General features: G+C 62.2%; 14 protein-coding genes and 1 pseudogene. 6 read left to right on the top strand and 9 right to left on the bottom strand.

Annotated elements, in window-relative coordinates; all coding sequences use genetic code 11:
- Window positions 1-52 precede the first annotated feature (52 nt).
- The 5 genes and pseudogenes from KSS91_RS19860 (at window position 53) to KSS91_RS19845 (ending at window position 2,265) form a co-directional block, all read left to right on the top strand.
- Complete coding sequence (locus tag KSS91_RS19860) at window positions 53-442, top strand: MerR family transcriptional regulator (protein ID WP_217835878.1); 390 nt, start codon at window positions 53-55, stop codon at window positions 440-442.
- A gap of 71 nt (window positions 443-513) precedes the next feature.
- Window positions 514-621 (top strand): annotated as a pseudogene (locus tag KSS91_RS28330) (GNAT family N-acetyltransferase); the annotation flags it as partial.
- Between the two features lie 164 nt (window positions 622-785).
- Window positions 786-1,322, top strand: a complete 537-nt coding sequence (locus tag KSS91_RS19855) for a glyoxalase superfamily protein (protein ID WP_217835877.1) — start codon at window positions 786-788, stop codon at window positions 1,320-1,322.
- A gap of 66 nt (window positions 1,323-1,388) precedes the next feature.
- Complete coding sequence (locus KSS91_RS19850; protein WP_217835876.1) at window positions 1,389-1,895, top strand: PaaI family thioesterase; 507 nt, start codon at window positions 1,389-1,391, stop codon at window positions 1,893-1,895.
- 91 nt (window positions 1,896-1,986) lie between these two features.
- Window positions 1,987-2,265: a hypothetical protein gene (locus tag KSS91_RS19845; protein WP_217835875.1), complete on the top strand. Its 279-nt coding sequence runs from the start codon at window positions 1,987-1,989 to the stop codon at window positions 2,263-2,265.
- 41 nt (window positions 2,266-2,306) lie between these two features.
- On the opposite strand, the gene KSS91_RS19840 is transcribed toward KSS91_RS19845, so the two are convergent.
- The 6 genes from KSS91_RS19840 to pvdM all read right to left on the bottom strand — a co-directional run bounded on the left by KSS91_RS19840 (window position 2,307) and on the right by pvdM (window position 12,131).
- Window positions 2,307-3,920, bottom strand: a complete 1,614-nt coding sequence (locus KSS91_RS19840; RefSeq protein WP_217835874.1) for a diguanylate cyclase — start codon at window positions 3,918-3,920, stop codon at window positions 2,307-2,309.
- 257 nt (window positions 3,921-4,177) lie between these two features.
- The gene (locus tag KSS91_RS19835; RefSeq protein WP_217835873.1) at window positions 4,178-6,595 is read right to left on the bottom strand and encodes a TonB-dependent siderophore receptor; all 2,418 of its coding nucleotides are present in this window, start codon (window positions 6,593-6,595) and stop codon (window positions 4,178-4,180) included.
- Window positions 6,596-6,722: 127 nt separating this feature from the next.
- The gene (locus KSS91_RS19830; RefSeq protein ID WP_217835872.1) at window positions 6,723-8,372 is read right to left on the bottom strand and encodes a cyclic peptide export ABC transporter; all 1,650 of its coding nucleotides are present in this window, start codon (window positions 8,370-8,372) and stop codon (window positions 6,723-6,725) included.
- 190 nt (window positions 8,373-8,562) lie between these two features.
- On the bottom strand, window positions 8,563-9,435 hold the full coding sequence (pvdO, locus tag KSS91_RS19825; protein WP_217835871.1) for a dihydropyoverdine dehydrogenase: 873 nt from the start codon (window positions 9,433-9,435) through the stop codon (window positions 8,563-8,565).
- A 29-nt stretch (window positions 9,436-9,464) separates the two neighbouring features.
- Entirely contained in the window at window positions 9,465-10,751 is a 1,287-nt protein-coding gene (gene pvdN, locus KSS91_RS19820) for a pyoverdine-tailoring periplasmic protein PvdN (RefSeq protein ID WP_217835870.1), read from the bottom strand.
- Between the two features lie 30 nt (window positions 10,752-10,781).
- Window positions 10,782-12,131 carry a pyoverdine-tailoring dipeptidase-like protein PvdM gene (gene pvdM, locus KSS91_RS19815; protein ID WP_102674348.1) on the bottom strand — a complete coding sequence of 450 codons (1,350 nt, stop codon included), beginning with the start codon at window positions 12,129-12,131 and terminating at the stop codon, window positions 10,782-10,784.
- Between the two features lie 242 nt (window positions 12,132-12,373).
- Between pvdM and pvdP the strand changes: the two genes are divergently transcribed.
- Window positions 12,374-13,993 carry a pyoverdine maturation tyrosinase PvdP gene (pvdP, locus tag KSS91_RS19810; RefSeq protein ID WP_217835869.1) on the top strand — a complete coding sequence of 540 codons (1,620 nt, stop codon included), beginning with the start codon at window positions 12,374-12,376 and terminating at the stop codon, window positions 13,991-13,993.
- A gap of 154 nt (window positions 13,994-14,147) precedes the next feature.
- Here pvdP and KSS91_RS19805 read toward each other — a convergent pair whose 3' ends face one another.
- From KSS91_RS19805 to KSS91_RS19795, 3 genes are read right to left on the bottom strand one after another with little or no spacing between them, the layout of a single operon-like run.
- Window positions 14,148-15,542: an efflux transporter outer membrane subunit gene (locus KSS91_RS19805; RefSeq protein WP_217835868.1), complete on the bottom strand. Its 1,395-nt coding sequence runs from the start codon at window positions 15,540-15,542 to the stop codon at window positions 14,148-14,150.
- A 7-nt stretch (window positions 15,543-15,549) separates the two neighbouring features.
- Window positions 15,550-17,523 carry a MacB family efflux pump subunit gene (locus tag KSS91_RS19800; protein WP_217835867.1) on the bottom strand — a complete coding sequence of 658 codons (1,974 nt, stop codon included), beginning with the start codon at window positions 17,521-17,523 and terminating at the stop codon, window positions 15,550-15,552.
- On the bottom strand, window positions 17,524-18,696 hold the full coding sequence (locus KSS91_RS19795) for an efflux RND transporter periplasmic adaptor subunit (protein ID WP_217835866.1): 1,173 nt from the start codon (window positions 18,694-18,696) through the stop codon (window positions 17,524-17,526).
- Window positions 18,697-18,902: the final 206 nt, after the last annotated feature.

Below are 18,902 nucleotides of genomic sequence, written 5' to 3'. Positions count from 1 at the left end.
GAAAAATCAAGCGTAAACTATCGACCCAACTCTATAGTCAAGCGGTGTTTTCATGAAAATCGGCGAACTCGAGACCCGCAGCGGCGCCAGCCGCCATACGTTGCGTTACTACGAGCAAATCGGCCTGATCTCACCGCTGCGGCAAACTAACAACTATCGCGTTTACACAGAGCAAACTCTGCAGGATCTGGACTTTATCCAGCGCGCGCAAAGCATGGGGTTTTCCCTGGGGGAAATAGGCGAGATTCTGGATGCGCAGCGCAACAAACTGATCGATTGTGCTGACGGCGCCAAGCTAATTGAAAAGAAGATGGCGGAAATCAAACAGAAAATCGCCAACTTCCAAAGCATTTATCGGTATCTGGACCAAGAGCGTGCAAACCTCGAAGCCAGTGCTGCCAAGCAACTTGAGCTTCAGCAGCTGAACAACTCTTCCAGCTGAACTGTCAGCATCTGAGTAACGGAAGCTGCAGCTTGCTTTCAGTTTCAAGCCCATGAGCCGGGCATTTGCGCTTTGTGCGACTGTCCACGGACACACCCGAGGGCGCTGCCTTTTACCTGCGCTGCGGGTTCCAGCCGATACGGGATGACTATGCGACACATATGAAGCCCACTTCATAACTCGGCAGCCGCTATGTATTATCGACATCGGCCCGATGCTGCCCGCCGCTCGCTCCCGCTGGGAAAGGTGAAAGCATCTGCGCCTCATGCAAACCCTGTCGCCTCTCTTGACGGTCGAGGTTTGGCAATGCGAGCACCAAAGCATCTCGGCTACAGGAGCAGACATGTTTTCAATCGAGCAAGCCAAGCAAATGGCCAAACAGTTGCGCGCCTCGCTGGAGGAACGCAATCAGGCGGTGACCCATTCCACCGCGCTGGAACTGGTCGCGCAGCAGCTGGGCTACAAGGACTGGAACACCGCGTCGGCGATGCTGGCCCAGGCCGATACCCCGCCAGCGCCGAGCATTACCTTCGATAAACCCATCCCCATTTTGCGCAGTTTCGACGAAGCCAAGGCCCGGGAGTTCTATCTGGATTTCCTGGGTTTCAGCGTCGAGTTCGAGCACCGTTTCGAGGCTGATCTGCCGCTGTACCTGGGCATCAGTCGCGACGGGTTGCAACTGCACCTTTCCGAACATCACGGCGATGCCAGCCCGGGCTCGACGGTGTTTGTGCCGATGCAAAACATCGAACTGCTCAGGGACGAATTGCAGGGCAAGCGCTACGGCTACGGACGCCCGGATATTGTTCAGCAGGGCTGGGGCAAGGAGTTGCAGGTCTACGACCCGTTCGGCAATCGGATTCGCTTCTGCCAATATTGATCACGCGGTGCGGGCTGGGGCGACCGGGTCCGCTTTGAACCAGCAGCTACTCAGGATGAACACGCCATGACCACGCAGGACATTTCGCTTCAAGACATCGCCGCGCCTGAAGGCGTTTGTTATGGCTGCGGCAGCCAGAACCCGCACGGGCTGCACATCAAGAGCTTCTGGCATGAAGACGGGGTGCATGTCATGGCCGAGCATATGCCCGATGACAAGTATTGCGGTTGGCCGGGGCTGGTTTACGGCGGTTTGATCGCGATGCTGGTCGATTGCCACTCCAACTGGGCCGCGATGGCTTATCACTACCGCGCCGAACAGCGCGAAGTGGGCAGCTTGCCCCACGTCACCTGCGTCACCGGTAACCTGGGCATCAAGTACCTCAAGCCCACCCCGATGGGCGTACGCCTGACATTGCGGGCAAAAGTCGAGGGTGATGTCGGACGCAAAAGTCGCGTCATCTGTGAGGTTTTCGCCGGGGATGTCCTGACCGCTGTCGGGGACTCCACGTTTGTCCGCGTCGATACCGAGCAACTCAGGGCCGCCGCGCACGACAACAAGGTCGATTCCTGATCCCGGCGTCTTCGCCGTTCGTCAGCGAGACAGCACCTTTTACGATGCCGGGTCTTCCAAGGTTTTATACCTCACCGGGGAGACCCAAATAATGAACAGGAAAATGCTCGCACTCATGGCTGCGGGTCTGTTGTCGACGGGCTCTTTTTTTGCGCTGGTCTCCGAGAACGCGACGGCGGGTTCCGCTGTCCCGCCTGCTGCCGTGCCTGGCATCAACCAGCCTCAAGGCGCTGAAGCCAAAGACGAGAAGGCCGACAAGATGGGCGAGGAGGCCGCAGGCTCAAACTCCGGCGCCGATTCGCAAGCGATGGAGAAGGATGCCGCGACCTCAAGTGGTTCGAAGGACGAAGAAAAAGAACCCACGCAGTGACAGCCTGAATCGACCGGCTTTTCCCGGCCATTACGCGACGTCTACGCCATCACCCGGTTGCGCCCGCTCTGCTTGGCCAGATAAAGACGCTCATCGGCCAGTTTCAGTACGCTTTCGGGTATCGGGGTGTCCGCATTCCGGCAAGCCACGCCGATGGACATCGTCAGCTTTCCAACCTGCGGCACCTCGGTCTGCGCGATGTGCTCGCGTATCCGTTCTGCAATGACCCTGGCGGTATCCAGCGGCGTATCCGGAAGGATCAGCGCGAACTCTTCACCACCGGAGCGGCAGGCGAGGTCGCCGGTCCGGGAGTTCTGCTTGAGTATGCCGGCGACCTCTTTCAGGGCCACGTCACCAGCGTCATGCCCGAAGGTGTCGTTGACCTTTTTGAAGTGATCGATATCCAGCGCCAGCACCGAATAGGCTTGCCCGGTTTTTGCCAGCAGATCCAGTACGCCGCCCATGGCCCTTCGATTGGCCAGGCCGGTCAGGGGATCGCTTTGCGCTTCGTGGCTGAGCTGGCCAAGCTTTTGCTGGAGCAGTTGCACACCGGTCAGCATGGCCTGGCGAATGGCCGAAGCGTCGCGGTACCAGGCATGGACTTGTCGAAGTTGCTCGGTCGTTTGCGGGGCAGCCAACTGGTCGGCGGCTACCGACAACTGGCGCAACGGGCGGGCGATCAGTGTGGTCCCGAGCAAAATCAGCCCCAGACCCAACAGCCCGGCAGGGATCATGCCCAGGACCATGTCGCGCATGAGTTGTCCCAGCGGTGCCAGGCTGAGGTCCCGGGGTTGTTGCGCGACAACCGCCCAGTTGGCGTCCGGCACCTGGGCAAAACCGGCGAGCATGGGCACACCTTTGTAGTTCGGGCCTTCCAGGGAGCCACGTTCGCCGCGCAAGGCCGCATCGACCGTCAGGCTCCAGCCCAGGACCTCACCGATGCGCTTCTGGTCCGGGTGATACAGCAGCCGCCGATTGCCGTCGGCGATGAACGCAAAGGTCCCTTCGTGATGGAAGTGACGGCTGATGATCGTATGAAAGGTGCTTTGCTTGAGCAGGTAGACCGAGCCGCCGACGACGCCGATGAACGCCCCTGACGGGTTGAAAACCGGTTGTGAAATGAACACCACCAGGTTGCCCGCTGCGGAAACGTAAGCTGCGCTGACCGATGGACGACGTTCCTTGAGCGCCTGCTGGATGCCCTCCGACGTCAACGTGGCGCCGACAATCTGCGAGGTATCCGGATAGGCCTGCAGGACTTTGCCTGTCGCATCCACAATGGCAATGGAGTTGAAGTCGGCATCCTGGGCTTGCAGGCGAATGGCTTCTTTGCGCAGCACTTCGGGGTCGTTCCAGTGCCGGCCAAGTGTATTGGCGCTGTAGTTCAAGCGACTGTGCGCCGAGTTCAGGAACTCACCGATGCTGGAAGCGACTTTTGCGGCGTAGGCTGCGTTGGCCTCAAGCGTCGTATGGATCAGGGATTGACGCTGCACCCGGTAAGCGACATAGAGGCTGTTGCACAGCGTCGCCAGGACCGACAGCAGGACGAAGAAAAGAATCAGTCCGCGCAGGTTGATGGGCAGGGGCCTGGACAGCTTCGCGCGGCTACCTTGCTCGTTGATGGCACTGTTGGGGGCATCCGCAGGCGTCGCCATTTTCGATCCATGAATGGTGTGTTGTGAGGGGGGCAAAGACTGCCTTGCAGGATAGGCAGAGAGCGCCGAGTTGTCACATGCACGCCACAGAAAACAGAATCGGGCAAGGCTTTGGCCGCTGCAACTTCTGTGGGAGCGAGCTTGCTCGCGATAGCGCAATGTCAGTCAACGATGATGTTGACTGTGCAATCGTCATCGCGAGCAAGCTCGCTCCCACAGGTTCTGCGCCTCGGCTGACAGGCATAAGCTGCCGGCAATCAGTACTGTGCGCGCAGGCTCAGGGTCACGGTGCGCGGGTCGCCGTAGAAGTTGGTGCCCCAGGAGGCATCGACGCGGTCGTAGTACTTGCGGTCGAACAGGTTGTTGGCGGTCAGTGTCGACGACAGGTTTTCGTTGAACTTGTAGCCAACCTGCGCCGAGGTGACGGCATAGCCGCCTTGTTCGAACTTCACGTCACGCTGGTAGTAGGTGTCGCTGACCGCACGCACGCCACCGCCGACGCTGAAGTCCTTGAGCGGACCGTCGGTGAACTCGTACTTGGTCCACAGATTGAAGTTGTGCTTGGGCGTGATGGTGTTGAAGGTCTTGCCTTTGTTGGCCGCGTCGCCGTCCAGGAACTTGGTGGAGGTGTAGGCGTAACCGGTAACGATGCTCCAGTTCTCGGTCAGGTTGCCGCTCAGCTCGGTTTCCCAACCTTCGCTGCGTGCCCGGCCTTCGGTCATGTAGGCACCGGAGTTGTTGTCGTATTCGGCGCGGTTTTCATCGTAGATGCGGAACGCCGCGATGCTGGCGTTCAGGCGACCGTCGTAGAACTCGCGCTTGAGGCCAATCTCGTATTGCTTGCCTTTGCGCGGGCCGACCGGCTCGCCGTCCGTGCCGATTTCGCTTTGCGGTTTGAACACGCCGGTGTAGCTGAAGTAGGTCGACAGTTCCGGGGTGATCTTGCCGATGAGGGCGCCGTACGGCACGACCTTGCGGTTGATGCTGGTGTGGGCTTCGCCGAAGTTGTTGAAGAAGGCGTTGGCGTTCTTCGCGTCGGCTTCGTACCAGGTCACACGGCTGCCGCCGATGACATCGAGCCAGTCGGTGACGTTGAACTTGGCACGGGTATAGACACCGTACTGGTCGGACTTGGACCAGTTGCCGTTGACGTGCGCATAGTCGTTGCGGGGAATGTCGATGCTGCCCGGATCCCACACGTTGATCGGGAAGTACTCACCGCCGCCGTAGGTGAAGTCCTTGTCCAGGTGCTGGTACTCGGCACCCAGGGTGAACTCGTGGCGGCGATCGGCGAACTCGAAGGGCGTAGTGACGAAGCTGTCGACGCCGATGGTCTTGATGTGGGTGTAGTAGTCGTAGGCCACGGCCCAGCTGTCACCGGTGGCCGGGTCGACCGCGCCGTCGGCCCAGGTGAAGTTACGCTCCGGGGTTTCGGCGTCGCGGTAGGTCAGGGTGGTCTTGAACTGCCCGCCGTTGTCCAGCTCGTGATCAACTTCGGCAAAGGATTCCCAGACCTTCTCGTTCAGGGTGTTCCACTTGGCGTCGACGAAGGTCGAGCGCGGAACGTCCAGCAAGGTGCCATCGGCATAGGCCGGCAAGCCGAACGCCGGGGTCGAGTTGTTCTTCTGGTAAGCGCCACCGACCGACAGGGTGGTGGCCGGGTCGAGGTCGAACTCCAGGCGACCATAGACCATCGGGCGTTCGTTCTGCGCGTAGTCGACGTAGGACTGGTTGTTCTCGTAGGCGGTGATGAAGCGGCCGCGCACGGTACCCTGGTCGTTCAGCGGGCCGGTGACATCGACCATGGAACGGTAGTGGTCGTAGGAGCCCGCGGCCAGTTCGCCACCGAGGGCGAATTTGCCCAGAGCGCGCTTGCGCACCACGTTGATCGTACCGCCGGGTTCACCTGCGCCCTGGTACAGGCCCGACGGACCGCGCAGCACTTCGATGCGGTCGTACATCGCCAGGTCGAAACTGGTGGCCATGTCGCCCTGGCCGGTGGGTTGCGAGACGCCGTCGACCTGCACCTGGTCGACGAGGAAGCCGCGCATGTAGACGTCGTTGAGGCTGGAGCCGGAGTTGTAGGTCTTGATGGTCACGCCGGTAACCTGGCGCATGGCGTCCTGCAGGCTGTTCATGTTCTGGTCGTCCATGCGCTGGCGCGTGACGACGGACACCGACTGCGGCATGTCCTTGAGCTTGATGTTGCCTTTGCCGATGGTCACTTCATCGCTGGTGTAGGAATGCGTGCCTTCGGTGGTCGGGCCCAACGCCACGCCGGTGATGGAGGTCGCACCCAGTTGCAATGCACTGGAGTCACCGACCGCTGGCACCAGCGACACGGTGTTGCCATTCAACTGAAAATTGATGCCGCTCCCCAGCAGCAAGGTTTTCAGTGCCTGTTCCGGTTCCATGTTGCCGGACACTGCCGTGGACTTGATGCCGTTGACCATGTCCTGGCTGTAGAGAATCTGCAGGTTGGTCTGCTGGCCCAGTTCGCGCAATGCACTGGCCAGCGACTGGGCCGGCACGTTGACGTTCACCGGGGCCGCCTCGACCTGGGAAGTGCCCAGCAGCAACAGGGTCAACAGCGCACCCGGCACGACCGTTCGGAATTTCTTTTGCCGATCGATGGCTAATGCCAAGGGTGCGCGGGACAGAGTAAGGCTTTGCATTGCTCGAATCGCTCCAGAAGTGTGTGTGCAGTTTTTTAGTTAATGATAATTATTATTAGACGGGCCACTTTGCCTAAACCGGAAAACAAACTTCAAAAAAACAACAACCTGCTTGCAATCACCGCTTTCAGGCGGTCGTGCGCTCGGTGATGACCCGGCCCGATTCCATGCGCACCAGTTGATCGGCCATGTCGAAGTAGCGGTCGTCGTGGGAGATGACGATGATGGTCTTGCCCAGGCGTTTGAGGTCCGGCAGCAGCTCGGTGTAGAAGATGCGGCGGAAGGTCGGGTCTTGGTCGGCGGCCCATTCGTCGAACACCAGCACCGGGCGTTCTTCCAGCCAGGCATTGACCAGCGCCAGGCGCTTGCGCTGGCCGGTGGACAGGTCGGTGGTGGTGAAACTGCCGTCCCTGACGCTGACCTTGTGCGCAATTTCCAGGCGTTGCAGGTAGGTATTGGCATCTTCGGGGATGTGCTGGTCACCCTGCACCACGTCATCGAACAGGTAGTAGTCGGCAAAGATCGTGGTGAACAACTGGCGATAGTCGTCTCGATTGTGTGCGTCGATGCCTTGGCCGTTGAGCAGGATTTCGCCGTGTTGCGGGGCGTAGAGGCCCAGCAGCAACTTGATCAGCGTGGTCTTGCCGCAGCCGTTTTCGCCGACGATGAAAATGATGTCGCCTTGCGCGATGGTCAGGTTCACCGGGCCCAGGCGAAACGCGTCGCTGCCCGGTGCGGCGGGGAAGGCGTAGCTGACGTTGTTCAGTTGCAGGCTGTTGACCACGGCCGGCGGGGTGCCTTGGTCGTTGAGCAGCAGGTGCGGTTCCGGCGAGGAAAACCGGCTCGACAGTTCGGCGATGCGGCGAAAGGCGATGCGCGCCCGGCTGACGATCGGCAAGGTGCTGACCAGGTGCTCGATCGGGCCTTTCATGTACAGCAGCACCAGCACGAATCCGCTCATCACCGCTTTGTCGGCGCTGGGCCAGAACGATTGCAGGGCCAGCGCCAGGCCGATGACCACGAAGAACAGCATCGAGCCGAGGGTCTTGGCGATCACGAAGGTGTTGATCGAACGTACCTGGGTGTCGCAGATGAAATCGGCGGTGCCCTGGATGCCCTTGACGAACATGCGCTGGCGGCGCGGACGGTGGATGCGCAATTCCTTGGCGCCGCCGGCAATGGCGTTGTAGTGCTTCTGCAATTCGTCTTCGGCGTCGCGGGCGGCCATGAAACCCTGGATACCCTTGCCCTGCGCGTAGAACTGGATGCCGGTGCCGATGACAATCGCCAGCACCATCATCAGGAACATCGGCCACGACAACATCGCCAGGTAACCCATGCAGCCGAGGGTCACGGTCAGGGAAATGGCGAGCGGCGCGAAGGCGAAGGCGAAGTCGCTGATGGTGTCGACGTCGTGGGTCAGCACCGGGATCAACCGGTGGCTGCGGTAGCGCTCGATCTGCTCGATGGGCGCCGAGAGTACTTTTTCCCCCAGCTCTTTGCGCAGCTTGGCAATGATGTGCTGGCCGACGTAGTTGGTGCCGATGTCCGAGCAGATCGAACTGCCCAGGGCCAGCAGGCACAGGCCACCGAACAGCGCGACCACGCCCTGCGTCAGGCCGTCCGGCGAATGCAGCGCGTTGTTGATGGTGGCCAGCAGCACCGTGACGCTCAGGCCGCCGACCATGCCCAGGACAATGGACGTGGCAACGATCAGTCGAAACGGTTTCAACAGGGCCAGTAATTCGCCGATGGCGCCTCGGGTAGGCTGGGTCATGGCAAGTAGTTCCTTGGGTCGTAAGGCAGATACCCAGTAGAACGACTGATGAAGGGCTTTATTTAAACGGCGGGCGACACAAAACCTGTGGGAGCGGGCTTGCTCGCGAAGGCGGCGGGTCAGAAAAGTTGATGTTGGCTGACAAGACGCCTTCGCGAGCAAGCCCGCTCCCACACGGGGTAAGGGGAGGTCAGAGGCTGCGCACGACTCGGAATCCAATCCAGTCGCCACGGGTCTGCGGGTCGATGTCGTTGCGGTTGCCCGAACGGGAAAACACCGGCGCTTCGCCCCAGTCGTTGCCACGGATGCGCAGGGTGTCGCAGTCGGGCTCGGTCCAGGCGCTGCCGTCGGTGGGTGCGCCGACATAGTCCGGGTGGTAGCAGTCGGCGATCCACTCGTAGACGTTGCCGTGCATGTCGTACAGGCCAAAGGCATTCGCTGGGTAGCTGCCGACCGGCGAGCTGTAGCTGTAGCCGTCGGTCGGGCCGTAGGTGTTGGCGTGGGTGGCGATGCTGTACTCGGTGCCGGGATCGAACGGGAAGGGGAACGCTCCCGTCGATCCGCCACGGGCCGCGTACTCGCGCTGGGCTTCGCTGACGATGTGGTAGTGCTGGCCGGTTTTCATCGACAGCCAGGCGACGTAGGCGCTGACCTCGGCGAAGTTCATGCACACCGCCGGCTGGCGGGGGCCTTGGGGGTAACTCGGCTTGCCGTTGGTGCACGCGCGGCCGGGGCGGGTGTCGCCGTCGGGCAGGGTGATGCCGGTTTCCTTCATGTATTGGTTCCATTCGCCGGCGGTGATCTGGTAACGGCTCATGGCGAACGGTTTGTCGAACGTCACCTCATGCATCGGGCCTTCATCAGGCTCGCGGCCGACTTCGTCGTCCGGAGTACCCATGGTGAAGGTGCCGGCGGGCAGCACGACCATTTCCGGGCAGTCACGACAATCCTTGAAGACTTTGCCCGGTAATGGCGCCGTATAGGCCTGGGCCAGGCCTGGCACGGTACTGCCGAGCAATCCCAGCAGCATCAGGGCGCCCAGGTTTTTGAGGGGGCTTTTCATAGAGGTTCTCGCTTCTTGAAATCGGTGGGTCAGAGCCGGCTGGCCATCAGTTCCATCAACCTGTCGATGTGCGCTTGGGTATTGAGCAACCCCGGCGACACTCGAATGATCGGCCCGACATCACGGTCCACGGCATCGCACACCACGCGCTGATCCATCAGGTAATTGGCGACTTCTTCGCAGTCGCGGTTCTTGATGCGGAAGAAGGTGAAACCGGCGGAATACTCCGGTGACAGTGGCGTGACCAGCTCCACCGACGGGTGCTGCTGCAAGCGTTTTTTCAGGTAGCTGTTGATGTCATGGATGCGTGCCGCGACTTCGGCCTTGCCCAGATCCAGGTGCAGCTTGAAGGCTTCGGTCAATGCCCAGCGGTGTTCGAACGAGTGATAGCCGCCGTAGGTCATCACCGTGGAAAATTGCGTGGCTTCGGAGAAGGTCGGGATGGTCGGGGTCACGTCCTTGAGCTCGTCGGACCGGGCGCAGATGATCCCGGTGCCCCGTGGGCCGAACATCCATTTGTGGGTGCCGGCGATGAAGAAATCGCAGTGCATGTCCGGGAAGTCGACGTTCTCCACGCCGAAGCCGTGGACGCCATCGATCACGTAGAGGATGCGATCCTTGTCCTCGCGGCCACGGTTTTTCTCTTCCACCAGTTTGCCGATCTCGCCGATGGGCAGCTTCACGCCGCTGCCGGAGTGCACCCAGGTCATGCCCAGTACGCGGGTCTCGGGGCGAATGTTGCGTTCAATCGCGGCCAGCACTTCGGCGGTAGAGACCTTGTACGGGTCTTCGAACAACCTGATCTTGCGAACCTGGGTGCCGTCTTTCTGGGTGCGGTATTCGAACACACTGTTGGCGGCGTAGTGCTCGTGTTCGCTGGTGAGGATTTCCTGGTCCGGGCGCACGTGGATGCCGGCGTAGATCATCGCCAGGCCTTCGGTGGTGCTGCCGGTCAGGGCGATCTGCGATGGCTTGGCTTTCAGATAGCGCCCGGCCCAGACGCGCACCTCTTCTTCGCGGCGTTCGGTTTCGCCGCGATGCCAGTCCATGGCAAGGCCCGGGTTGCGATCGAGGTTGGCGCGGTGCATCTCGATGGCTTCACGCACCTGACGCGGGTGCGAGGTCACCAGGAAATTGGCGAAGTGCAGGTAGTTCGGGTCCTGCGTGAACAACTGGCGCAACTGGTCCCATTTGTCCTTGGGCAAGGGCGCCGGGGCAGCGGCCAGTGCCGGCAGGTTCACGGCCGAGGCCGAGGCCAAGGGCATGCCGGCCGCCAGAATGCCGGCCTGCTTGAGGAATGAACGACGGTTGGTCATGGGTTCGGTTCGCTTTGGCAAAAGGAAAAATCAGTTCTGGACCACGGGCCGGGAGGACTTTTGCACCTGGTCCCAGACCCGCAGGAAATTGCCGCCCCAGAGTTTGGCGATGTCGGCCTCGCTGTAGCCGCGGCTGATCAGTTCGGCGGTCACGTTGCGGGCTTCGCTGACGTCTTTCCAGCCGTCGAGGCCGCCGCCATCGTTGAAGTCGGAACTGATGCCGACGTGGTCTATGCCGATTTTTTTTACGGCGTAATCGATCGCGTCGCCGTAATCCTTGAGACTGGCCTTGGGTTCTTCGTCGAGGATTGAATAGAGCTGGCTGGCGTATTCGCCGAAACGCTGCTCGGGCCAGACGGTGATCACCGGGTCACCCGGCATCAGCGCCATTTCCAGGCCTTGCAGCGGTTGCAGGTCGAAGCGCGCGCGCAGGGCGTTGAGCTTGTCCTGGGTGGCCTGGCTCAGCGGGCGGATGTAGGTCGGGAAACCGACAATCTGCACCACGCCGCCGCTGTTCTTGATCAACTGCATTTCCGCATCGCTGAGGTTGCGCGGGATGTCCACCAGAGCCCGCGGCGCCGAGTGCGAGGCGACCATCGGCGTGCGGCTCAGGTGCGCGACTTGCTCCAGGGCCTTGGTCGACATCTGCGACACATCGATGATCACGCCCAGGTCGTTGAGACGCTGCACCGCTTGCTTGCCGATGTCCGACAGCCCGCCGAGGGCGTCCCGCGAGTCATTGAAGAACGGCAGCGGCCGCGACGAGTCGGCCCAGGCGTTGTTGCCCACGTAGCTGAAGCCGAACATGCGCATGCCTCGCGCCGCCCACTTGTCCAGGGCGTTGAGGTCATTGCCCAGCGGGTAGGCGTTGAGCATGCTGATGAAGATCGCGAACTTGCCTTCGCCGTGCAGGCGACGGAAGTCGTCGGGGGTGTAGGCGATGGCGACTTGATTGGGGAAGTCACGCACCATCGTGCTGATGATCTTGTAGCGGGTTTCCTGCTCGTGTCGGGCCTCGTCGACGAAACCGGCGGTCGGGCGATGGGGCGCGTTGGGGCCGTTCCAGATTTCCGGCCAGCCGAAAATCGTCAGCGCCGCCCCGGACAGGCGCCCGCGTCCGGTCTTGACCAGGTCGAACTGGCCTTCGCCGTCCTTGTCGACTTCGTTGCCGGCGGTGCCGAAGTCCATCGGTATGGTGATGTGGCTGTCGAACGAGAGGATACGCTCCTGCAGTTGATCGGCCTGTTTCATCACCTTCACCGGGTAGCCGGGATTGTCCCTGAACCAATAGTCCCAAGCCCCGAAGCCTGCCCCCGCGCTGATCGCCAGGGCCAGCGGCAAGCCGATGAAAAGAGCCTTTTTCGAACGTGGTTTTGTCATTGCCGTCTCAGTCAGGTTCGCCGTCGGGGATCAGGCGCGGGGGCCTTTGCTATCTGGGGGGAACGAGTGGCCGGGCTGAGAATTTAGTTGTTTGTGCTGGCCTCTTCGCGAGCAAGCCCGCTCCCACAGGTGACCGCATTCCAATGTGGGAGCGGGCTTGCTCGCGAAGCTCTTAAATTCTGCGGCACAACAAACGTTCTAGCTTGGATAAAGCCTGCTCCATGGCTGACACAGGTAGGGCAATGACGATTTCTCGACGATGGTTCCTCGCGGGTCTGGCGCTGACCGGTGCCGCCGTGCCTGCGGTCTATTACGGGCATCGCGAACTGACCAAGCCGGACCCTGCGATCACCCCGGACGAAGCCTCGTTCGACGTGGCGGACGTGGCCGGCCAGCGGTTGGCGGACGCCTTGCGCGGGGTCTGGCAGATTCGGTTCGAAGGTCGTGACGCCGGTCTAGAAGGCTTGCCGCTGGAAGGGCTGGAGGTCTTTCTCGACATCGCTCACAAAGGTCGTGGCGTCGTCGGTTTCCTCGACACTGCCGAGCGTTTGCGCTGCGCCGAGGAGCCCCGTTACCGGGTGCTCGGCGATCTGTCCGGGGCCAACCCGAAGCAGCTCGGTTGGCGACTGCTGGGAGCCAGCGGCTGTTGCGATTACGAATTCGAAATGACCCTGGATGAGGTCTGGGCCGGTTTCGGTAACGCCGGCAGCGGCAGTCTCAGCGGGCGTGTGCTGGACCTCAAGCGTCCGCTGATGCTGACGGCCCAGGACAATCGCTTCATTGCCGTCAAACAGGTGTTCCCTGAAGCACGTGAACGCACTGTCCTCAATCCGACCCTGCTGGCCTGGCTGGTATCGCCGGAGCACCGTCTGTTCCACCAGCTCTGGCATGCCTCCCGGGACAAGTGGCACAAGCTGTCCGAAGACCAGCGCGGCGCCCTGCGCGGGCTCGGCTGGCAACCCGGTCCGCGAGACAGGGAGCGCGATGGCCGAGGTGTGCGCAAGGATCGCAACGGGTCGGGCGTGGACTTTTTCTTCATGCACCGGCACATGCTTGGCACGGCGCGTTCGATGCAGGACTTGCCGTCCTGGAAGCACTTCCCGTTGCCGCAACCGGAGCTGGCGCGGGACCGGTCCGGCTTTGCCCGATACTTCGACAACCACGACGGCACCGCGCTGCCACCGACCTGGCTGGCCGAGGACGATGATGAATACTCGCAATGGGTCAGTGACATCAAGACCGGCGAGACGTATCACAGCAATTTCCAGGTCTGGGAATCGCGCTACCGTGATCCGCGTTACCTGTCGACGCTGACCCTCGGCCAGTTCGGTTCGGAGGTTGAACTGGGCCTGCACGACTGGCTGCACATGCGCTGGGCTTCGGTGCCGCGTGATCCGTCCAACGGTCAGCCGGTGCCCTTTGCCCGTGATCCGGCGGACTTTTCCGCGCGCTGGTTCGCCGCGGAAAACGACTTCCTCGGCGACCCGTTTTCCTCCCATGTGAACCCGGTGTTCTGGTATTTCCACGGCTGGATCGACGATCGTCTGGAGGACTGGTTCCGCGCCCATGAGCGCTTCCACCCGGGGCAGGTCAGTCGGCTGCAGGTCAATGGCGTGCCCTGGTTTGCGCCGGGGCGCTGGGTCGAAATCGATGATCCGTGGCTCGGCCCGGTCACCCATGGCTGCAGCACCACGCCGGGGTTGCAGGCGGGCAAGTCAGTGGAAATGGACCCGGAAACCATGAAGCTGGCGCTGCGCATTACCTTTGGCGAGGACGAAAAGAAGTTGAAGGATTTGTTCCGCAAGGTGCCGCAGCGGCCGTGGTATGCGCGCAATCTGAAGGCTAAGCAATCTCAGGCTTGATAACAGCGTTACCGTTAAATCGAGAAAGTATGGGCATTGATGTTGAATGTTCCTGCCCCTTCGCGAGCAAGCCCGCTCCCACAATTGATCTGTGAACACAGGTCAAAATGTGGGAGCGGGCTTGCTCGCGAAGGCGTCCTGACAGACACCACGATTAAAGAGCCTGCCACCCCCCACCCAACGCCTTGTACAACGCAATACTCGCCTGCATCCGCGACAAGCGCAGTTGCACATTCAAATCCTGCGCCGCATACAGCGTGCGTTGGGTCTCCAGGACCGTCAGCAAATCCTCGGCCCCGGCCTGGTAACGGCTTTGCGCGATGTTGAACGCAGTCTGCGCCTGGCTCAGTTCCTCACTCTGCCAGCCGCGCTGTTCGTCCAGCCCGCGAATGCTGTTGAGGGCTTTTTCGACGTCGGCGAAGCCGTTGATGATCGCGCCGCGATAGGTTTCCAGCAGTTCTTGCTGGCGCGCCGTGGCCTTGTCGCGCTGGGCGCCGAGGCGGCCGTTGTTGAACACCGGCGCAAGCAGCCCGGCGCTGAGGTTGTAGAAGGGACTGCGCAGAATATCGTCGGCCCGGTCGGCCCCGGAGCCGATTTCGGCGGTGAGGGTCACGGTGGGCAGCATGGCGGCCCGGGCGACGGTGACGTCGGCCTGGGCGGCGGCCAGTTGCGCCTCGGCCCGGGCAATGTCCGGACGGCGGCTGAGCAACTGGCTGGGTACCCCGGCGTCGATGGCGGGCCAGGTCAGTTGATCGAAGCGTTCCTGACCCAGCGACAGTGCCTGTACCGGGCGGCCGAGCAGGGCGGCGAGGCTGATTCGTGCCTCCTCGGCCTGTTGCCGCACCAGCGGCAGCTGGCGTTGCTGCGCCGCCACCAGGCTTTTTTGCTGCGCCAGTTCAAGGGCCGTGGCCGAGCCCGAATCGAAGCGGGTCTGCACCAGTTTCAGCACGCTTTGCGCATTGGCCAGGTTCAACTCGGCGATGCGGCTCTGCTCCTGCAACGACAAGGCTTGCGCGTAACTGTTGGCCACGCCGCTGAGCAAGGTCAATTCCACGGTGGCCTGGTCGAACTCGCTGGCGTTCAGACTGAATTGCGCACTGTCGCGGCTGGCCTGCTGGCCGCCCCAGAAATCGATTTCGTAGCTGGCCACCAGGTTGGCATTGAAGTAGTCGACGGCGTCGTTATCGCTGTCGGCATCGAGCTGACTGTAGCCGCTGCCCCGCATCAGCTTCTGGCGATTGGCATTGGCCCCGGCCTTGACCTCCGGCAGTTGCGAGCCGCCAGCGATGACCGTGTCGGCCTGGGCCTGGCGCACTCTGGCGATGGCGGCGGCCAAGTCGTAACTGCCGAGGCGCGCCTGTTCGATCAGGCGACCCAGTTGCGGGCTGCCGAAGCGATTCCACCATTGCTGGTTGTCACGGACAGCGCCTGCGGTGTGTGGCGATTGCCAAGAGGCCGGCGGCTGGATGCCGCTGTCGGGGCGCTGGGCCGGGGTGCCGCAGGCACTGAGCAACAGGCACAGGGTTAATACACTGAGTGGCGGCTTCATCAATCGATCATTCACTGGTAAGGGCCGTGACCGGGTCGAGTCGGGCAGCTTTGCGGGCCGGCATAAAGCCGAAAACAACACCGGTGACCAGGGCGCAGCCGAAGGCGCCCAGCACCGCTATCAGGGAGAACGCGACAGCCACTTCGCTGAAAATCAGCACGCCACCGACGATCAGCGCCAGGGCGATCCCGGTGAGGCCGCCCACCACCGAGAGCATCACCGCCTCGGTGAGGAACTGGCGCAGGATGTCGCGCTGGCGCGCACCGGTGGCCATGCGGATACCGATCTCGCGGGTACGTTCGCGCACGGTCATGAGCATGATGTTCATCACGCCGATCCCGCCCACCAGCAGCGAAATGGCGGCAATCGAACCGAGCATCAGCGACAGGGTGTTTTGCGTGCGTGCCTCGGCCTGGATCATTGCGGCATTGTTGGTCAGTTCGAAGTCGTGCTTGCCGTCGTGCAGGCGCAGCATCAATTGCTCGATGGCTTTTTCGGTTTCCTTGACCTTGCGCGCGTCGGCGGCGGCGATGGCGATGTACTCGGGATTGTGCGTGCCGAACAGGCGCACACTGGCGGCGGAGTAGGGGATGGCAATGCGGTCGTCGCTGTCGGAGTCGCCGGAGCTGGCGCCTTTTTCGGCGAGCACGCCGACCACCTGGAAGGGTACGTTTTCGATCAGGATGTACTGGCCGATCGGGTTGGCCACATCCTTGAGCAACCTGGTCCGCACCTTGTGCCCGATCACCGCGACCGCCGCGGCGTTCTGTTCATCGGCTTGGGTGAAGTAGCTGCCTTCGACCACCGGCCAGTTGAAGATCGCCGGGAAGTTGGTGTCGTTGCCACCGACATAGCTCATGTGATCAAGGTTGCCGAAGCGCACCCCGGCTTCCTGGCCGTTGACCGGCATGATCCGCATGACCTGGGGCAAGCTGGCAATCGCTGCGACCTCATCGAGGGTGATGATGCCCATCGGCGTACGCGGGTTGGGCGCCGAGCCGCTGAGGTAAATGATGTTGGAACCGAACGCGCCCATCTGCGCCATCACCTGGCGTTTGCTGCCTTCACCCACGGCCAGCATCACCACCACCGAGGCGACGCCGATGATGATCCCGAGCAGGGTAAGCGCGGTGCGGAACTTGTTGATCCACATCACCCGCCACGCCGCGTGCACGGCATCGATCAATTCGCCTTTCCAGGCGCCGGTGGCTTCGGCGCCTTCACTCAAGCGCTTGCGCAGGTCGACGGCTTGTAGCGCACCCGGGTTGGCCGAGTTTTGCGCGGTCGGGTTTTCACTGGTGCTGTCGCTGATGATCAGGCCGTCGCGGATCTCGATGATGCGTTTGGCCCGGGCCGCCACTTCGCGGTCGTGGGTGATGAGGATCACCACGTGGCCCTGGCTCGCCAGCTCGTCGAGCAGGCTCATGACCTCGGCACCGCTGTGGCTGTCGAGGGCGCCGGTGGGTTCGTCGGCAAGGATGATGTGGCCGCCGTTCATCAACGCGCGGGCGATCGACACCCGTTGCTGCTGGCCGCCGGAGAGTTGATGGGGGCGGTTGCCGGTTCGCGAAGCCAGGCCGAGGCGCTCGAGCAGGGCGGCGGCGCGGGCGTGGCGTTCGGCGGCCGGAGTGCCGGCATAGATGGCCGGCATCTCGACGTTCTCCTGGGCCGAACCCGACGGAATCAGGTGATAGCCCTGGAACACAAAACCGAAGGCTTCGCGCCGCAGCCAGGCCAGTTCGTCGCTGTCGAGGGCGGCGACGTTTTCCCCGGCGAAACGGTATTCGCCCGAGGTCGGACGGTCGAGGCAGCCGAGGATGTTCATCAGCGTCGACTTGCCGGAACCGGAGGCGCCGACAATCGCCACGAACTCTCCGGCATGGATCGACAGGTCGATACCGCGCAATACGTGAACTTCAGGCGCCTCGCCACCGCCGTAGGCTTTGCGGATGTCCGAAAGTTCGATCAGGGGCGTCAGCATTCAGCCGCCACTCCCGTCGACCGGGCCGATCAACAGGTGATCGCCTTCTTGCAGGCCGTCGAGGATCTGCACCCGCAGGCGATCACTGATGCCGGTACGCACGTTGCGCTGTTCGATGCTGCCGTTTTTGGCAACCACTTGCGCGGTCTGCAGGTCTGGCTGCGCGCCGGTTTGCAAGGCGGCGATGGGTGCGGTGAGGACGTTCTGCGCCTGGTTGGCGACGAAGAACACCTGGGTGGTCATTTCCGCCATCAGCGCGTTGTCGGCGTTGTCGACGTCCAGCAGCACGGTGTACAGCACCACGCGGGCACTCCCGCTTTTGCTGGTGCTGGCGGGGCTGCCGCCGCCCTGGCTGGTCTGGTCCAGTGGCTTGGGCGGCACGGGGAGGATTTGCCGCACGGTGCTGGTCCAGCGCCGGGTGCCGCCGCTCAGGGTGGTGAACCAGGCGTGCATGCCGGGTTTGACGTGGCCGATGTCGGCCTCCGAGACCTCGGCCCACACAGTCATTGGCGACAGCTTGGCGATGCGCAGGATCAGCGGTGTCTGCTGTTGGGCATTGAGGGTCTGGCCCTCGCGGGCATCCAGCGCCACTACTGTGCCGGCCATCGGTGCATAAATCCGCGTGTAGCCGAGCTCCGCCTGATCGCTGCGCAGGCTGGCTTCGGCCTGGCGGATCTGCGCCTGGAACATGTCGATGCGCGCCTGGGTCACGCGCAGTTCGGCCTGGGCGGTCTGCACGTCTTCTTCACGGGTGGCGCCGCCAGCGGCGAGGTTCTGCTGGCGCTGGTATTTCTGCCGGGCCAGTTCGTGTTGCGCCCGCTGTTCCTGCAGCTGCGCCTTGAGGTTTTCGATGGAGAAGCGTCCGGCATCGAGTTTGGCCTGTTGCGTGGACGGGTCGATTTCCACCAGCAACTGGCCTTCCTTGACCCGGTCGCCGACTTCCACGTGGATCTTGTGGATTTGCCCGGAGGCCTGGGCGCCGACGTCGACATAACGCCGCGGTTGCAGGGTGCCCAGGGCGGTGACGCTGCTTTCAATGTCGGCGCGGCTGACCTGGACGGTGGTGAACCGGTCGCGGCCCGGCGGGATGAACTGCCAGGCGGCGACAGCCACCACGGGGATCAGACAAAGTGCTGCAAGCAGGGCGCGTCGGGTCTGTCGGGGGCGTTTCATGCAGGGTTCCGGCCTTGGGAAATCGGCCCGTCCGGGCAGAGACGGGGAGCTGTCCTTAATACGATGAAAGCCCCCGTGAATTTAGCTACAGACACACGACGTAACACCTGCGGGGGACTATTTATCGGGCGAGGTGAAGCAGTACTTTAAATCTATATGAGAATTACTATAAATTACACTTCTAAAACTGCCACTATCGTGCCACT

It is taken from the genome of Pseudomonas azerbaijanorientalis (assembly GCF_019139795.1).
GTDB classification, from domain to species: Bacteria; Pseudomonadota; Gammaproteobacteria; order Pseudomonadales; family Pseudomonadaceae; genus Aquipseudomonas; species Aquipseudomonas laurylsulfatiphila.
This window is presented reverse-complemented; position numbering and strand designations above follow the sequence as displayed.